Source organism: Paenibacillus sp. YAE3, from assembly GCF_057546105.1.
In genome coordinates this window covers 43438-59811 of record NZ_BAAIYF010000014.1, presented here as the reverse complement: position 1 = coordinate 59811, position 16374 = coordinate 43438, and the positions used below count along the sequence as shown (strand labels likewise).

Sequence of the window (16374 nt, the reverse complement as noted above, 5' to 3'; positions counted from 1 at the left end):
TGTAAACCCCTTACGAGTTGCTCATAATAATCGATTCCAACATATTGGCCACATCTTCGCACGTATCCGTGGTCGTTTCGAGACGTTCGTAAATTTCCTTGCGTTTGATCAGCTCGATCGGATCGGATACTTTGGCGAACAGGGCTTTGATGGAAATGCGAAGCAGCTCGTCCGCTTGGTTTTCCAGATCGTTCAGACGAATCGTATATTCGCGGATGGCAAGGAGCTTTTTCTGGGACAGCAAATGAACCGCCTTTTGAATCTCATAGGCCGACTGCCGCAAAATTTCCGCAAACTGAATGATATACTCGTCAGGGTCTGGCAGATGATACATATCGAAGCGGGAAGCGCAGGCCTCCAGTCCGTCCATTACATCATCCATGCTGGTTGTCAGATCCATGATGTCGTCGCGTTCGATTGGCGTTATAAACGTTTTGTTGAGCTCGGTAATAATGGTGTGTGTAAATTCGTCACACTGCGACTCAAACTTTTTCATTTCGTTGGCAAAAAGAACCACATCTTGAAGATTGGCCACATGCTGTGCGAAATAATCGGCAGCCTGCACAATCGTATCGGCCATATTTTCCAACGTCTGGAAGAATATGTCCTTTTTCTTCAATTTCATACGATAACCCCTTTACTTAAAATTGCTTGTATAAATTGAACAAAAGTTTAATCTTCCATATCCCGGTCCTGCCGATTTAATGAAACGATGCTCCTTGGCTTTCGTCCAATTTATAAAGAACGCGCGAAAACGGAAAAAAGACAACCCTAGTTATCTTATCAATCCACGGCGTATTTTGTAAAGATAACGGCTTTCAATTTTCGCGTAATCGCAAGGGTTTGCCGGTTGTCTTACCTTCAAAATACCCAATCTCCCGTAAAATTATCCAAGCGCTGGATATTACCCCTGCCAGTATTTACATAATGACGTCGAAATTCGTCCCTTTATGCTTTAAACCGGAGCTCACTTTGAACGAAAAATTTCGACATGGCTCCCGAAGGTTGGTGCGTTCGGCACGATGTTGAAATACGTCGTTCCCGGGTACAGCGGCACTTCCTTGCCGTCCTTGACGAACCGGATCGCATCCCCCTTGGCGCGCGCCCAGCGCCCTTGGAGGACTTTGCCCCGCTGCAGCAGCACGGCTTCCCCGCCGGAGACGGTATCCACGGCCAAACGGCCCACGTCGTCGAGGGTCTTGTGGCTGGCGCCGAGAATGATGACGTTGGCCGCGGCCAGCTGCTCTCCCGTGTTCAGGTCGATATGCGGTTTGCCGTTGATGGATCGCTTGTACAGCTTGCTCGCTTCGTCGTACCGGTATTCGACCTTGTAGCTTTTCAGCAGGAAGGTTACCTTCGCTCCTGATGCGTCCTCGCCCTCTGGAAGGTCCTCCTCGGCCCGGAACGCATACGCCGGGATATCCGCTTCCTTTTTGTAACCGCGCTTGTCTGCGCCCTTCCGGAGCGTGTCTGCGTCCGAATACAGGTTATGCGGAGCTTTGCGCGACTTGTCTCTCCAAAAGTATGCCCCTGCGTTGCCGATTTCATCGAGGTCTTCCTTATGCTGCTTCTGCAAAATGGCATACGCGTCGTTGCTGCCCCCGGCATGCACCAGTACGCCGCCGTAGCTTTCCCCGATGTCGATCAAATACGGGCGGATGCTGCGGACCGGGCCGATTTTTTCGTTCGTGCCCCGGCTTTGGAAAATGCCGATGAGCCGCGTGATGCCGCCTTCGGCCAGCACCTCGTATACGATATCGGCCTGGGACAGCCCCGACTGCGGACGCGCGGCCGGCGCGTTGTTGATCATGACCGCAAGCGGGCGTGCCGAAGCGGGCTTGTCCACGGGCAGCCCCGTCAGCGGCGCGGTGTAGGCGATCTTCTCCGGTTCCTCCGGAACGACTGGTTCGTTCTCGGCTGGTGCCGGCTCCTCCGGCGGCGTCGCTTCTTCCACAACCGGCGCCTGGGGCGCTTCCGCCTTCGGCTGCCCGCATGCGCCAAGCGCCGTCCCCAGCATCATCAGGCAGAGCAGTCCGCTCCCCAGCTTGTACCACCTGCGCGTTTCCCCATGGCCCTGCTTCTTCATCGATGAATGGATCCTCCTTTTCCTCTCTCCGTGCTTCCTTTTTTCACCATTTAATCACAAACGGCAGGCTTTGTCTTTGAAAAACCGAAATTTTTGGCCTTCGCTTTCGGCTGCTTGGGGGAAATATGGCGATTGTATTATAAATCGTTGATTACGCTACTTGCCGGTGAATGACTGTAACTTATAATTTAAGGATGTTATTCCATTAAATACTAAAAATTAAAGCGGTAAAGGAATGACAAAGAAAGCACCCTGCCATATAAAAATGAAGGAGTGGGAAAATTGTTCAACAATTGGCTGAGAAAAAATCAAATCGCCATGTGTTTGCTGACGGTCGTCCGGATTTATTTGGGCTACACCTGGTTGAAGGGCGGGATCAAAAAGTTGACCGGAGGTTTCGATGCCGGGGGGTTCCTGAAAGGCGCCATCGCCAAAGCGTCGGGCGAACATCCTGCGGTACAGCACTGGTGGGCGGCTTTTCTGAAACACGGGGCGCTCCCTGGCGTCAAGCTGTTCAACGTCCTGATCCCGCTCGGCGAAACGCTCGTCGGTTTGGGACTTCTGCTGGGCACCTTCGCGACCCTGGCCGCCTTGATGGGCATGGTCATGAACTTTGCCTTCCTCTTCTCGGGCAGCATTAGCGTCAACCCTCAAATGATTCTGCTCGAGATGCTCCTCGTGGCCGCTGCCGCCAATGCCGGACGCATCGGGCTGGATTATTGGATCATGCCTTATCTGCGCACTTTATTCTCCAAAAAGCCAACGCCCTCCGCCTCAACGCCGCACAAAAGCATGTAATGTTTGCAACAGCTAAGCCTATCAAACCTGCATGAATTCTCGTACGGAGCCGGGCCGGATTTCCGTTCGGCTCCGTTTTCGCATGGCTGCCTGCCGAGAGAGGGATTCCCGAAAAAATAATTTTAAATTTTATTTATATTGTGATTTTTATCACATATATTGTGAAAATAATCACATATAATAAAGACATGAAAGAGATGATCATCCTCCAACAAAACAAAGAAGCGAAACATCAAGGCTCAAGCAGACCAAACGCTTCTTCCAAAAAATACGAAACCCCAATAAGGAGTGGTTCAATATGTTCAACAACTGGCTGAGAAACAACAAAGCAGCGATGTGGCTGCTGACGGTCGTCCGGATTTACCTGGGATATACGTGGTTCATGGGAGGGATCGGAAAATTAACCGGCGGATTCGATGCCGAAGGATTCCTCAAAGGCGCCATCGCCAAAGCGGGCGGCGATCATCCCGCCGTGCAGGGCTGGTGGGCCGCCTTCCTGGAACATGGCGCACTGCCCGGCGTGAAGCTGTTCAACTTCCTGATCCCCGTCGGGGAAACGCTGGTCGGACTGGGCCTGATCCTGGGCACCTTCACCACCTTCGCCGCCCTGATGGGCATGGTGATGAACTTCGCCTTCCTATTCTCGGGTACCGTAAGCACCAACGCCCAAATGCTCCTGCTTGAAATGTTCGTCGTCGTGGCCGCCGCCAATGCCGGACGCATCGGGCTGGACCGCTGGGTGATCCCTTACCTGCGGAACCTCTTCCGCCGGAACGGCGAAGGCAACACGCCATTCCCCCAAGGCGGGATGACGAAAACGAAAGGCGCAGCCTAAAACGGTAAACAAGCGATCCCTCCCCCGCGGGAGAACCCAAAAGAGCCGGACTGAATCTTCAGCCCGGCTCTTGATTTTATTTGTCACGTGTCATTAGGAACCGAACATCCAGCAGTTCAGGCTCAAATTGCCGTACTGGTAGTCCTGGAACAGCCGCTTGGCCTGGCGGTCGTCGTCCGCCGCGCCCATCGCGTAAAACAGCGGTATAAAGTGCTCCACGCCGTAAGACGGCACCGCCTGGCGGACATGGGGGGCTTTTTTGTCGTATTCGAAAAGCTCGCCAAGCTTCCAGCCTTCAAGCTTTTCCGCAACCCAATCATCGAACTCCACCGCCCACTCGTCCGGCGTCTCCGTCTGCCCCAGCATCCGCAAATTGTGCACGAGGCCGCCGCTGCCGATGATCAGCACGTTTTCCTGGCGAAGCTCCTTCAGCATGGCGCCGATCGCGTACTGTTCCGATGGAGAACGTTTGGAGTCGACTGACAGCTCGACAACGGGAATGCCGGCATCCGGATACATTTTCTGCAAAATGACCCATGCGCCATGGTCGAGCCCCCGGCCGGAAACGGACTGATGCGGCAGGTTGCCTGCCTCGAACAGCTCCCGGATCCGTCCGGCAAGCGCCGGGGAACCCGGAGCCGGATAACGCAGCTCGTACATCGCGTCCGGGAAACCGTAAAAGTCATGCATCGTCCCGTTGGTCTCGTCCACGCTTACCGACTGGTCGGCTTCATCCCAATGCGCGGAAAAGACGGCGATGGCTTCCGGCACGGGCAGCTCCCGTCCGAGATTTTCCAAAAAACGCGTGTAGCCGTTATCCTCCAGGGCGAGCATGGGTGAACCGTGCGCTACAAATAGAGATGGTATTGTCATCGATGTCAACCTCCACACGCCAGTATAAGTTGCTACTTATATTTTACCGCGTAGATCAGGATAATTCCAACTTCTGTACACCGTGTCTTTTCCACCTTCTGCCGCCGCGCCGTTCCGAACATCCCGTGGGTACGCCCAAGCGCTTTTTTCCGAAGCTTAGATCGACCAATGCTGCCAGTCCTGCTGCTGGGAGATTTGCTCTTTCAGCCATTCTTTGGTCCGGTGAATCAGCTGGTTGCAGTGCGGTCCCGACGAATACGTATGGTTGCCCTGAAAAATGATTTCCTTGTCGCAGCGCCCCTCGGACCGCATCCAAAACACTTTTTGGTACAAAAACGCGTAATCCACCGGGATCGTATCATCCGACGTTCCGTGCACGACCAGCACGTTGCCGCTGAATTTGACCGCTTCCTGGAAAGGCTGGAACATGCCCAGCGAGTCGAAAAAGGCCGGCGTCAGGCCGAAGCCGAGATAATCCGCGCTGCCTTCCTTTACCGCTTGGTCGTATACGTCCCGGCCGGTGATTTTGACGATGTCGCTCAGCGGGTAACCAACCGCCGACCACAGCACCAAATTTTTGACCCTGCGGTCGCGCACCGCCGTCAGGATCGCCACCGCCCCGCCGAGGCTGTGCCCGATCAAAGTGACCTGCGACGGATCGACGTTCCCGCATTCCAGCGCGTAATCGAGCACCGTCCGCGTTTGGGCGATCATCGATTCGAGCCCCTCTTTGCCGTACGAGCCGGTGCTTTCCCCGCATCCCGCAAAATCGAAGCGCAGCACCATATACCCGGCACCTGCCAACTCGCGCGCGGTTTTCACGAACAAACGGTCCACCCCGATCCGGCTGCCGACGAAGCCGTGGCATATGACGACGAGCGGAACCCGCTCCCCTTTAGGTCCGTTTTTCCCTTCCGGCTGCGCCGCCGGATAATGCAAGCTTGCGGTCAGCTCTTCCTGCCCGTAACGAATGCCGATTTGTCTTTCCATCGCTTCACTCCCCTTTAATTCCGATCGACCTATGACTGAAAAACGAAAATATGTGGTCTTTCTATTCCTTAACTTATAATTCCGATAAGTTTAATATGTTTTAGATACGTCCATATTAGCACCGCTCGTTCGGCTGTGTCAAATAGATCGTTTTTATGGAAGCGGGCGTGGTATGGAACCGGGCAGCTTGACAGAAACTAGGTTCAAAACCGAATGCAGAAAGGGACGTGTCGTTATGTGGCAGCAATGTCTAGCTCATATTCGCGAGCATCCGCTGTCCTGGGTGCTGGTCGTATGCGTCATCGCGGCCGTCATATACGTGTTTGTCCATCGCGAGCAGCTTTTTCATCTCGAATGAAGACCCCTGCTTCGATCGGACTTGAATCCGGCAATTCCAGTTCCTATACTTGATGTATACGGAGGAACGGACATGACAACTAGAGAAATGGTACAAGAAAACAACCGTCTGCGGGAGCAAATGACGCCGGCGAACAGGGATTTTTACGAAGATATCGTCGTTTATGTAAGAGACAGCCGGGCGGACCGTCATCGGGGCGAGCAGCGGCTGTTGGAGCTGGCCCAGAAGGTGCTGAACGCCCAGCAAAAAGGAATTCCGGCATCCACGCTGTTTGGCGGCGATGCGGAGGCCTTTGCCCAATCGGTGGTCGAAACGCTGCCGCAGGTCCGAAAGCTCGAAGGTCCCGCCTACTATCTCATGATCGCGTGGACCGGCTTAACGATTTTGTTTCTGGCGGAGGCCGTCATCGGTTTCGGCGCGCAGCTTGCCGGGCATGGCGGGGATCAGCTTAACCGCATCAGCCTGCTGGCCGTCATCCTGGTCGCCGCAGGTTCAATCGCGCTGACGGAAATCATCATGAATTCGCTGGGCAAAACGGCGGATGCCGGTCCGCAAAAGCCGGGAATCAACCTGAAGGCGATCGGCATTTATTTGATCATCATGGTCGTCGTGATGGTCGCCGGATTTTCGCTGCGCGGCGTGCTGCCGGCATGGACGGTACCGCCTTGGGTCAGCCTGATCCTGTGCGTTATCGGCTTTCTCGGGCTGCGGTTTATCTTTTTGCGCAAAACAAAATAAACAACTCCCCAAAAACATCTTTGGATTGAACCAGCGTCGCAAGTTCGGTCAAAGATGTTTTTTATGTTTATGCTAAAAAGTTTACAAGTCCGAAACAAGCGGACGCGATCATGAAACAAGACGCGGGTAATATGGGAGTAACCAAACCTTGGAGGTGCTTTTACATGAAAAAATGGACCAAATCCGCAGCCGCGGCCGCTGCTTTAATCGCCGCCATCAGTTTGCAAACCGGCGCCCCCGCCGTTCATGCAGCCGAAGCCGCGTCAAAAACCGCCCCTGCAGGCGGGCCGATAACGGCACCTGCTGCCGCTTCCGCCAAAACGGCGCATGCCAATGCGGTGTTCAACCAAATGATGAGATTGCTCAAATCTCCTTCCAAACAAGCCGAGGCCGTCGCTTACATGGAAAAAAACATCTATCAGGTGACGCCTTGGCAGGCCACCATCATGGTGCTGAAGCTCGAAAATGCCGAAAAGGCGAACCTCGACGCTTGGAACGACAAATTTTACAGGGACAACGTGCAGCAAAAGCTCATCAAGCTGATGAAGCAGGGCGACGACCTGACTTCCCTGATCAGCAAAACAAACGATAAAAGCTTGAAGACCTTGTTCGCAGGGGCGCGCGACAGCGGTTACCGCATCGATACGGCCGAGGGCATGTTCTATCTCGTGCTCGATTACCCGCGCCTGCAAAAAATACGCCCCTACGTCACCAACGACATCAAAAGCTATATCGACATCATGACGGCCGAAACGAAAGCCCCTTTCGCGCGCGATGCCGCTTTGTCGGTCGGCTGGACGGAAGCAACCAAACGCGCTTTGTCGGATGAGGCATTCCTGAAGTCCTACCCGACATCCAACCGGGCGACGCAAGTCAAATCGTTGTATAACCTGTACCTGGGCGTTTCCATGTACGGCCTCAACAACACGCCGATGTTCGACTATGACACCAAAAAGGTCGATCCCGAGGGAAAAGCGGCCTTGCAGGCAGCCGTTCAAAAAGGGGACCCGTCCAAGAGCGCTTACCTGAAAAAGATCAAAGGATTCCTGGAAGTACTCGAGAAAAATCACGATATGTTGACGCCGGAGGTTGAGGAATATCGGAAAGCGGCGACGGGGAATTGGTAAATCCTGAAAAAGATCAGCCGATAGTGCAAATTTTCCACTTCACTTATTTTTCAAATTATACAAAGAAGCCGGGTGTCGAAACACCCGGCTGAACAAACTTGGATGGGACTAAAGAACGACCTTCAGTGCTAACCTTGCGGTGGGTTCTAAGTTTGACTACCTTTTCTGCCTCTCGCATTTCACATAGCATGGTTAATTTTTAGAGAGGAATGTCCCTTAAGAACGGGAGGGGGCCCGCCTGAGGGGACAAAAGAGCTACTAAAATGCGAAGACAATAGCATTGTTTACCATACAGGGCAAGAACAAATTGCAATTGAGCTGAGAAGGCATCCATCCTGTAGGAGCCGATATCATTCAACTTGAGATGATCATTGATCCGCATCAGATAGAAATCCATCTGGCTTCTAAACTATATTAAAATAGGACATGAATTCACTCACGTCCCTTTTAATTCGATTATATCTATGAGTCATATATTTATTCCATTATTATATCGCTTCCACAAACAACTCCTGCGATAGAACCTTGTAATTGCTGTCTTCAAAGATTCACTTACCAGCAATCATTGTCATAACTTTTTGAAGTTCATTTCAATTGTTCTGAATGGCCAAAAATTACTTATTGTTATTTTTCTAGCATAAGACCTCCTTCTTGCAGAACAAGAAATTCCATCCTACGTTGAGCTTGGCTCCGCCTAAAAAATCACTTGCAATTTAACTTATAAAGACTTTGGTTGACTACGCTAATCCAGTGCTCCTTTTCCTTCACTTGTCCCGAAGCTGCTTTTGTATACGCAATAAGTTCAGCAAAAATATTTTTCTGTGGAGCTTCTATGCTTAATGTTTCTTTCATAAATTCTAAGCGTCTAATAAATGGAGCAGCAGCTTCTTTATTAATCGCCATAATTGCCTTATTGACAAGTCCTTCAATTTCCCCTAATTCTTCATCAGTAAGTTTTCTTTTACTCTCCATCCTTCTGCCCTCCTCAAGTCAATTTTGAGTTAAAAGCAAAGTTCTAACGTCGCTTTACAGATTTTGCAATTTACTTTTTATTATTCAACCTGCCATTCTCTGGCTATGGCTTTCCAGTCGACTTCTCGTTCCACTTTCCTTGTCCACACATCCCAAAAATCAGGATCAGAGGAATGCGGCCGTTCTTCCTCTTTTAATTGTTTCATTTCAACTAGAATCGGAATTGAAGATGCTGCCCCGATCAATAAAGCCTTTCCTGTTGGAAGTACAGGCAGTTCACTTAGCATTTCTCCCAAATTATCAGGAACCAAACGTTTGACTAATTCTTGATCCCGATCGTTTACTATACGGTGCAGCAGGAAGGTATTGCATTGTGACAATACTGTTGGAGATAACTCAGATGGTCTCTGAGAAGATATCATTAGTCCAAGGCCAAACTTTCTCCCTTCGCGGGCAATTCTCTCGAAAGTCTGCGTGCACATAGATGCTGGCGATAATTCTTCCGAATTTTGTACATACCGACTGAGAAAATGATGAGCTTCTTCTAATACCATGACTGTTGGCAACGGTTTTCCATTTTTCCTTCGATATCTTTGTAAAGACTCAAAAATAATCCGTGACATTACAGCAACGATTAGATGTATTATTTCTGATGGGACAAGTGATAAGTCAATGACCACGGCTCCGCTTCCTTGACCATCCCCAATATATGTCTCTAACCATTCAGATAAAGTCATTTCGCTCTTGTTATTAATAATAGAAGACATTTTAATGTCAGCTATCATCGTTTGAATACGCATAATTAAATAGTCTACATACTGTATGGCGTTTTGTTCTTTAGATATTTGAGCAATTTGGGCGGTTAATTGATTGAGATCAAACTCAACTGGCGTATCCTCATTAGGTCCTTCATATTCCACCTCACCTCCCCATGAATCTAGGACTTCCTGCATATTTGCAACTAAATTGTCAAAGTCAGCCCTCGAGATACTCTCAAAATATTGTATCGTTTCCTCATCTCTAACAAATGACTTAGAATACTTATTAATTATGTCCTCAATCATTCGAAGAATTTTCCCTAGTCCAGCAACAACCTCAGAAAGGTGATCATATAGAGTTATCATATGCTCAAAATCACCCTTAAACATAACAAGCCTTTTCCCGAATGCTGTACGCTCATTCTTATCGGACAAAATATCATAGCCTCTGGCAACATGAGTTTTAAGCGCTAAATGGTAGCTCGTCAAATCTATTCTTGCTTTGAAGATATCATTTGAAATAGTACCGCCATTTCGTAATTCTCTCAATGCACGCCTTAGTATTGGTCGTTGCATTTTTCCACTGGCTTGTGCAATCGAACTCCATTCATAGCTATTCCACATCCAGGCTGGTACTTGAAGTTGAGTACTTTCATGAATCAAATCCTCACCTATATTTACCCTAAATTTCTTTGGTTCCCCTAAAGTATCAAAAGTTTTAGAGTATTCTCCATTTGGATCAAAAACAATAAAACGCGCATTTAGTGCCCCTGATTTTTTATTGTTGATTTTAGCAGTCTCAATTGACCAACGAACCAATCCAGCCACTGAGCAGGATTTTCCGCTCCCTGTGTTCCCTAAAACAGCAACATGTCTACCAAATAGTGTATCTGGGTTTATCTTAACGGGAACATTGCCTGCTATTGGGGCTGTGCCAATAATAACATTCGCGTTCCTTTCTCTATTTTCAACAATAGCCTCCATTTCCTCATTTGTAGGAATAGAAACAGCATCCCCAACAGAAGGAAATTGATAGACACCTCGTTCGAATTCAAAAGTTCCATCTCGTTTTGTTTTTAAAGTTCCAAGTAAATTAACTTGCATTTTCCTTTGGGGAAATGGAAGGTCGATTAAATCAAAATCTTTTAATCCTGTTCTTTTGGGATAAAGCGAATTTTCAACGCCAATCCAAGATATCATTCCGACTATAGCCCCGACTTCATTAGGAACAAGTACAAATCCGTTTATTTTAGGAAAAGATACTGGAAAACCAGCATTAAAAGCTGTGTTTACTGGTGTATTGAATTCTAATTTCACTCTAATTGTTGATGGACTGACAAATTCGACAGTACCAATTGTGAGATCTCGAAGATAATCAAAATCAGGAATCCCATTCATCAAATCTACCTTCTCCACTTTTGTTTTGAGGTTCTTTATCTCCTCGACGTTCCTTCAATTCATGCGCTTTTACAGAAATCTTGTCTATTGCAGCTTTTGGCAGATAACAATCAACCAGGTTCTTTAAATCACTAAAATGGCTTCCAATTAATAAAGTAATCTGCGCAGGGTTATGCTTTTCATAGAAACGTTTTATCCGCTTCGCGCTATCTTCATATGCAATGATAACTAAGTGAGTTGAAGGGAGTGTTAACATGTCCTCAATGATCCGATTTATATGGGAATCACCAAAACTGTAGCCATAAACAACAAGTGCAGAGTTAGGGCGACAAAGCGCTGCAGAAAAATCTCGAAACATGTCCGCATATGGAAAAAAATCAGTTTCAATATCCTTAGAAGAGTTAGGGTAAATAACTACAGCTTCTGTTGATTCATTCATAAAGCTTGAAGCTCCAAATTGTAATGGTTCTCTTACAATCTTTTTTCCCTGAAACTTCCAGTCGATTGAACCGTGCATTTTTGTTAATCGTGCTACGCCTTCAACATAGCGAGGTTCTCCTCTAATACCTGGTGGATTGTAGTGATAATCTAATTCAAGTTTAGTCGAACGCATAATCGGAGAAATTTTCCCTATAAAGCGATCCAACAATAATATACCTGCCATATCACATGCGTACTCAATAAATCGATCGTAATTCGTAGTGAAGATGTTAAGGCGATCTCTGCTGGCAGTCCGACTGGCGAAACTTGTAAGGAATGACTTTAGATAGCTTAACGCTTCTTCCGCCTTCTTTTGATAATCTAGTTTTTTTTGTTCTGCCTTACTCCCGTACTCCACATCAAACATCATCTCTATATCAAATTTTTGAAAGTCGGCTTCCAGTGCTTTTTTAAATTGTTCCTCAGTTTTTAAGATTGCTGAAATAAATTCAGATAATGCTGTCTCTATACTTGTCTTTAGTTGCAGGGCATCCACTTCATGGCCGGCGATTTGCAAACCAGCTAATAATTCAAAGGCAGTTCTCAAATCATCTTCCAAGTTAGCTTTGCCTCTATCGCTTTTAGTAGCCTTAATATCTGCGTAAGTCTTTATACGTTCTTTATATGCTCCATCAAAATCAATCCTCCACATCCCTTGGGAGGGTAGGGATGCTATAGAAGTAACTGCGGTCGTTAACCCTGCGCCCAGCAAAACAGACAGATGTTCACTTTGAAAAATCGCTGACAACCATGGTTCTATTTGTTTCCTTACCTCCTCCTCCACAATCTCATCCTTAACATCATATGTAGAAATAGATCTATTAATCTTCATTATGTGTTCGTGATCCCAATTTATTGTATTTTTTAAATTCTCCATAATCCTAATTCCTCCATCAGCTGAAATCAGTTCTACTTTTCTACCAGCTCACTGTTGACATATACAATTTCAGTAAATTCTAGGCATGTCTCTATGGCGAATCTTTCCGATATTTAATATTGCGGATATCGTAATTTTATTAAAAGTAATTGATTACACGACACTATTTTATCAAAATAGTCAAATTTTACCTAGGTATACATTCCCATAATACGGAATAATTTGACGAACAATGTATATCTCCCCTCCTAAAATAAATAAACTCCTGCTGATATTAACAGCAGGAGTGAGTTTTCACGGATATTTGACTCACATCGCGGCGAGTAGTAACATCCTCCTAAATCAATTCTTTTTATTACTTACCCTCTAAAACCCTTCCCACCATCAAACACCTCTACCATCACCAAAGCCCCCACCCTAAACCCTTGAACAAAAGAAGCCCTTGCTAGTATGCCGTTAGACTCCCCATTTAAATCCAGAATTTCCTCAATGGCTGCGAAATCACTCTCCGAAAGTCTCTCTTTGGCTTCTCTATCAATTACGTAATTTTTCTATTCATAGAACGATATTCAGGATCTGCGGGAACAATCTGCTCTTCAAGATTCAGGTTACCGTAATATAATTCTTCTACTACATTCTTCATTTGCTCCCTCACGGGTATTTATAAAAATAGGGAATTGGAAACTGTATAACTCCACTCACCCCGCTCAGTTTACCCTAGACTCCACCGCCAAATAGAATTCTATGCGATATCCGCATATTGCTTTTTTAAGTACAAAAAAGTAGCCCCCTCGGGAATTTCTCCTCTTTTACATGCGTACGCTCCCTCGATTTTGAGGGAAATGTAAACATCTAAAACTCCCGCAAACTATTTACAACATTTCCGCATATTTAGAAAATAATTTTCTAAAAGCGTTTACAAAACGGATTAATTTTGTTAGCCTAAAGGCAATCCAAAGAATACCATCTTGATGAAAGAGGGGTTAGACATGCAGCAATATGACGTAGTCGTGATGGGCGGCGGCATCTCGGGATCCATGGCGGCCATCGCCGCGTCCAAAACGGGAGCCAAGACGCTGATCGTCGAATCGCACGGGTTTTTGGGCGGTACGCTGACGGCGAACGGCGTCGGCCCGATGATGACGTTCCATGCCGGCGACAAGCTGGCCATCCAGGGTTTTACGAACGAGCTGATCGAGCGGCTGAAGCGGTTGGGCAAATCCCCGGGGCATATTTTCGATACGGTGGGTTTCACCTACTCCGTTACCCCGTTTGACGCCGAAGCGATGAAACATGAACTAGAGCTGATGGTGACGGAAGCGGGCGGCGAAATTTTGTATCACACGATGCTGGCCGGCGTCGAGACGGAAAATGGGCGCATTACCGGCATCAAGGTTTGCAACAAATCCGGGCTCAGCGACATCCACGCTTCCGTTTTCATCGACGCGACGGGAGACGGCGACCTCTCCGCCGGGGCCGGCGCGGAATACACGAAAGGCCGCGAATCCGACGGCGCAACGCAGCCGATGACCTTAAAAATGAAAATGTACAATGTCGACATTCCCAAGGTGAAGGAATACATTCATAGCCATCCGGAGGACTTTCCGCTGTACAACGGGGACACCTCCATCATTGAAAAGGCCCCGCGCCTGTCGGTCGGCGGTTTCGACAGCCTCTTCAAAAAAGCGAAGGAACGCGGCGAAATCTCCATCCCGCGCGAAAACATCCTCTTCTTCGAGACGAACAACCCCGGCGAAGTCATTCTCAACACAACCCGCATCATCGGTTATGACGCAACCGACGCGCACAGCCTGAGCCAAGCGGAAATGGAAGGCCGCAAGCAATGCCGGGAGCTGGAGCTGTTCGTACGAAAATATATCCCGGGCTTCGAGCATGCCGTCGTCGAATCGACGGGTCCAAACATCGGCGTCCGCGGCTCGCGCCAAATCAAGGGCGTGTACACGCTGACGGCGGACGATATTTTGCAGCAGCGCAAGTTCGACGACACAATAGCCCATTCGGGGTACCCGATCGATATCCATAGCCCCGACGGCGAGGGCACGAAACATCAGAAGCTGGAATGGGGCGGCATTTACAGCATCCCTTACTCCTGCATGATCACGAGTTCGGTGAAAAATCTGATCGTCATCGGCCGCTGCATCTCGGCCACCTTCGAGGCGCAGGCCGCCATGAGAACGACGCCGACGACGGGCGCCATCGGCCACGGCGGCGGCGTTGCCGCAGCGCTTGCGGCGCTGGAGGGTAAAAATGTACAGGACGTCGACATCAAGAAGGTGCAAACCATTTTAAAAGAGCAAGGGGCTTACCTGGAAGTTTAAAAGTTGTACTAAAGAGAGGGCTCATCGTCATATTTAGTTCTTAAAAAGCAAAGGTAGTGGAGGGGACGAAATCGATTCTTACGAAGCTAAAAGCTTTTTGCAAAAAAGCTACTTCGGAAGCATATGCCGCGTTCGCCTAAAAGCTTTCCGAAGGAAGCTATACAAGTTGAAGTAAGGAAATGAAAGGGCTAGGCAAAGAGGAGGAAATGATTCTGCAGAAACGGAGTGGTCGCCTAAAAGCTTTCCTACGGAAAGCTAGCATCGGAAGCATATGCTTGTGAGCGGATTTCTACCATAGATTAGGTTCAAATCATAGAAATCCGGGAGCAACAGCGACCTTTAAGAACATTTCACCCGGCTGCCTCCTTCCGTTCATAAACATGGGTTCAACTTGTATAAATCACCCATTTTGAGAGGGGAAATTTGGATGACAACGGCAATGTGGTTTCAAGCAATCGGTATTCTGCTCGTTTTTCTGGTGTTCGTCGGACTCATGATGGCGCGCAAGCTGCCGACCATCCTGGCGCTGCCCTGCATGGCGATCCTGTTCGCCGTCATCGCCGGCGTGCCGTGGGTTTCGGGCAATCCGGACACCGTCACCATCGCCAAAACCGTTCTGGCCGGCGGCTCCATGAAGCTGTCCGGCGCCATCGCCGGCCTCGTGTTCGGCGCCTGGTTCGGCCAAATCCTGAACAAGGTCGGCATTACCAAAGCGATTATCCGCAAGGCGGCCGAGCTGGCCGGAGACAAACCCGTACTTATAGCTATTCTGTTTTTTATTACCGCATCCATCATTTTTTCCGCCGCCGGCGGGCTCGGCATGGTCATCCTCGTCGGTACCATCGTCATTCCGATCATGCTCACGGCAGGCATCTCGCAATTCGTCGCCTCCATCGTCGTCCTGCTGGCCGTCGGGGTGGGCTCCCTCTTCAACGTTTCCAACTGGGCCGTCTACGTGGATGTGCTCGGGCTTTCGGTCGATAAAATCGCCAATTATACGTTGGTGGTCGCCCTCCCGCTGATCGTCATTTCGCTCATCATGATCGTCTTCTACGTGCAAAAGGACGGCAAAGGCCGCAAAGCCTGGTCGATGCCTGCCGCCACCCCCGGAGACAACAACAAGGTGCCCGCGTTTGCGCTAATTAGCCCGCTCGTGCCAGTCATTCTCGTCTTTATCTTCAAGATCGACATCGTCCCGGCCGTCATCGTCGGCGCGATCGTCACCCTGCTGCTCACGTGGCCCAAACGTCCGATCCACATCCTCTCCAGCGCATTGGTGGAGGGCATCCAGGACGTCGCCGGCGCGATGGCGCTGATGATCGGGATCGGCATCCTGCTCAGCTCCGTCATGTCTCCGCAGGTATCGGCCGTCATTTCGCCGCTGATCGAAACCGTGCTGCCGGGCAGCCCGCTGACGTACATCCTGTTCTTTACGATTTTGTCGCCGCTGGCGATTTACCGCGGGCCGCTGAATGTGTGGGGACTCGGCAGCGGCATCGCCGCCCTCTTCGTGACGGCGGGCATGTCGCCGGTCGCGGCCATGCTTGCCCTGCGCGCTGTCAGCAACGTGCAGTCCGTTTCCGACCCGACCAACTCCCATAATGTGTGGGTCGCCGATTTCACGAAAAGCGACATCAACGAAATTTTGAAAAAGACGCTGCCTTGGACGATGGCGTCCGTGCTGATCTCGGTGATCATCGGATCGTTTATGGTGTTTTAACCGCGGTTAACCGGCACCTGGACCG

Annotated in this window: 16 protein-coding genes; 7 read left to right on the top strand and 9 right to left on the bottom strand. The window is 49.2% G+C overall.

The features are described 5' to 3' along the window. Positions 1–10: 10 nt before the first annotated feature. Both AC27KL_RS23320 and AC27KL_RS23315 read right to left on the bottom strand, forming a co-directional pair. A complete protein-coding gene (locus AC27KL_RS23320; protein WP_036714980.1) occupies positions 11–625 on the bottom strand; it encodes a DUF47 domain-containing protein in 615 nt (204 codons plus the stop codon). A gap of 342 nt (positions 626–967) precedes the next feature. After that, positions 968–2086, bottom strand: coding sequence for a DUF3048 domain-containing protein (locus AC27KL_RS23315; RefSeq protein WP_487171244.1), 1119 nt, complete (start codon positions 2084–2086; stop codon positions 968–970). 282 nt (positions 2087–2368) lie between these two features. Between AC27KL_RS23315 and AC27KL_RS23310 the strand changes: the two genes are divergently transcribed. Both AC27KL_RS23310 and AC27KL_RS23305 read left to right on the top strand, forming a co-directional pair. Continuing rightward, positions 2369–2884, top strand: a complete 516-nt coding sequence (locus tag AC27KL_RS23310) for a DoxX family membrane protein (protein WP_036714979.1) — start codon at positions 2369–2371, stop codon at positions 2882–2884. Between the two features lie 298 nt (positions 2885–3182). Then, positions 3183–3719 (top strand): DoxX family protein, encoded by a 537-nt coding sequence (locus tag AC27KL_RS23305; RefSeq protein ID WP_339323467.1) that lies wholly within the window; start codon positions 3183–3185, stop codon positions 3717–3719. 93 nt (positions 3720–3812) lie between these two features. Here the strand turns inward: AC27KL_RS23305 and AC27KL_RS23300 are convergent, their stop codons facing one another. Together AC27KL_RS23300 and AC27KL_RS23295 are read right to left on the bottom strand one after the other, a co-directional pair. Next, on the bottom strand, positions 3813–4592 hold the full coding sequence (locus tag AC27KL_RS23300; RefSeq protein ID WP_339323466.1) for a DODA-type extradiol aromatic ring-opening family dioxygenase: 780 nt from the start codon (positions 4590–4592) through the stop codon (positions 3813–3815). Positions 4593–4748: 156 nt separating this feature from the next. Beyond that, a complete protein-coding gene (locus AC27KL_RS23295) occupies positions 4749–5582 on the bottom strand; it encodes an alpha/beta hydrolase family protein (RefSeq protein WP_487171243.1) in 834 nt (277 codons plus the stop codon). A gap of 235 nt (positions 5583–5817) precedes the next feature. Here AC27KL_RS23295 and AC27KL_RS23290 point away from each other — a divergent pair, with 235 nt between their 5' ends. From AC27KL_RS23290 to AC27KL_RS23280, 3 genes are all read left to right on the top strand, one after another. After that, a complete protein-coding gene (locus AC27KL_RS23290; protein WP_339323465.1) occupies positions 5818–5940 on the top strand; it encodes a hypothetical protein in 123 nt (40 codons plus the stop codon). 72 nt (positions 5941–6012) lie between these two features. Then, on the top strand, positions 6013–6678 hold the full coding sequence (locus AC27KL_RS23285; RefSeq protein WP_487171242.1) for a DUF1129 family protein: 666 nt from the start codon (positions 6013–6015) through the stop codon (positions 6676–6678). Between the two features lie 164 nt (positions 6679–6842). After that, positions 6843–7805 (top strand): hypothetical protein, encoded by a 963-nt coding sequence (locus tag AC27KL_RS23280; protein WP_487171241.1) that lies wholly within the window; start codon positions 6843–6845, stop codon positions 7803–7805. 702 nt (positions 7806–8507) lie between these two features. Here AC27KL_RS23280 and AC27KL_RS23275 read toward each other — a convergent pair. From AC27KL_RS23275 to AC27KL_RS23255, 5 genes are all read right to left on the bottom strand, one after another. Continuing rightward, positions 8508–8777 carry a hypothetical protein gene (locus AC27KL_RS23275; protein WP_339323462.1) on the bottom strand — a complete coding sequence of 90 codons (270 nt, stop codon included), beginning with the start codon at positions 8775–8777 and terminating at the stop codon, positions 8508–8510. Between the two features lie 80 nt (positions 8778–8857). Continuing rightward, positions 8858–10933 (bottom strand): ATP-binding protein, encoded by a 2076-nt coding sequence (locus AC27KL_RS23270; RefSeq protein ID WP_339325036.1) that lies wholly within the window; start codon positions 10931–10933, stop codon positions 8858–8860. Further along, positions 10917–12290, bottom strand: coding sequence for an SIR2 family protein (locus tag AC27KL_RS23265; RefSeq protein ID WP_339323461.1), 1374 nt, complete (start codon positions 12288–12290; stop codon positions 10917–10919). Before AC27KL_RS23265 ends, AC27KL_RS23270 begins: the two co-directional genes overlap by 17 nt. A 359-nt stretch (positions 12291–12649) precedes the next feature. Then, the gene (locus AC27KL_RS23260; RefSeq protein ID WP_445164787.1) at positions 12650–12769 is read right to left on the bottom strand and encodes a DUF6809 family protein; all 120 of its coding nucleotides are present in this window, start codon (positions 12767–12769) and stop codon (positions 12650–12652) included. A gap of 59 nt (positions 12770–12828) precedes the next feature. Then, positions 12829–12933, bottom strand: a complete 105-nt coding sequence (locus AC27KL_RS23255; RefSeq protein WP_445164732.1) for a DUF6809 family protein — start codon at positions 12931–12933, stop codon at positions 12829–12831. Between the two features lie 346 nt (positions 12934–13279). Here AC27KL_RS23255 and AC27KL_RS23250 point away from each other — a divergent pair, with 346 nt between their 5' ends. Beyond that, a complete protein-coding gene (locus tag AC27KL_RS23250; RefSeq protein WP_487171240.1) occupies positions 13280–14629 on the top strand; it encodes an FAD-dependent oxidoreductase in 1350 nt (449 codons plus the stop codon). Positions 14630–15056: 427 nt separating this feature from the next. Then, positions 15057–16349 (top strand): transporter permease, encoded by a 1293-nt coding sequence (locus AC27KL_RS23245; RefSeq protein WP_212952466.1) that lies wholly within the window; start codon positions 15057–15059, stop codon positions 16347–16349. Positions 16350–16374 lie beyond the last annotated feature (25 nt).

Bases quoted from the DNA above. Each gene is read 5' to 3' on its own strand.
- AC27KL_RS23270 (WP_339325036.1), bottom strand. From the start codon at position 10,933: ATGAATGGGATTCCTGATTTTGATTATCTTCGAGATCTCACAATTGGT.
- AC27KL_RS23250 (WP_487171240.1), top strand. From the start codon at position 13,280: ATGCAGCAATATGACGTAGTCGTGATGGGCGGCGGCATCTCGGGATCC.
- AC27KL_RS23275 (WP_339323462.1), bottom strand. From the start codon at position 8,777: ATGGAGAGTAAAAGAAAACTTACTGATGAAGAATTAGGGGAAATTGAA.
- AC27KL_RS23305 (WP_339323467.1), top strand. From the start codon at position 3,183: ATGTTCAACAACTGGCTGAGAAACAACAAAGCAGCGATGTGGCTGCTG.
- AC27KL_RS23285 (WP_487171242.1), top strand. From the start codon at position 6,013: ATGACAACTAGAGAAATGGTACAAGAAAACAACCGTCTGCGGGAGCAA.
- AC27KL_RS23280 (WP_487171241.1), top strand. From the start codon at position 6,843: ATGAAAAAATGGACCAAATCCGCAGCCGCGGCCGCTGCTTTAATCGCC.
- AC27KL_RS23290 (WP_339323465.1), top strand. From the start codon at position 5,818: ATGTGGCAGCAATGTCTAGCTCATATTCGCGAGCATCCGCTGTCCTGG.
- AC27KL_RS23245 (WP_212952466.1), top strand. From the start codon at position 15,057: ATGACAACGGCAATGTGGTTTCAAGCAATCGGTATTCTGCTCGTTTTT.
- AC27KL_RS23300 (WP_339323466.1), bottom strand. From the start codon at position 4,592: ATGACAATACCATCTCTATTTGTAGCGCACGGTTCACCCATGCTCGCC.
- AC27KL_RS23315 (WP_487171244.1), bottom strand. From the start codon at position 2,086: ATGAAGAAGCAGGGCCATGGGGAAACGCGCAGGTGGTACAAGCTGGGG.
- AC27KL_RS23255 (WP_445164732.1), bottom strand. From the start codon at position 12,933: ATGAAGAATGTAGTAGAAGAATTATATTACGGTAACCTGAATCTTGAA.
- AC27KL_RS23265 (WP_339323461.1), bottom strand. From the start codon at position 12,290: ATGGAGAATTTAAAAAATACAATAAATTGGGATCACGAACACATAATG.
- AC27KL_RS23320 (WP_036714980.1), bottom strand. From the start codon at position 625: ATGAAATTGAAGAAAAAGGACATATTCTTCCAGACGTTGGAAAATATG.
- AC27KL_RS23295 (WP_487171243.1), bottom strand. From the start codon at position 5,582: ATGGAAAGACAAATCGGCATTCGTTACGGGCAGGAAGAGCTGACCGCA.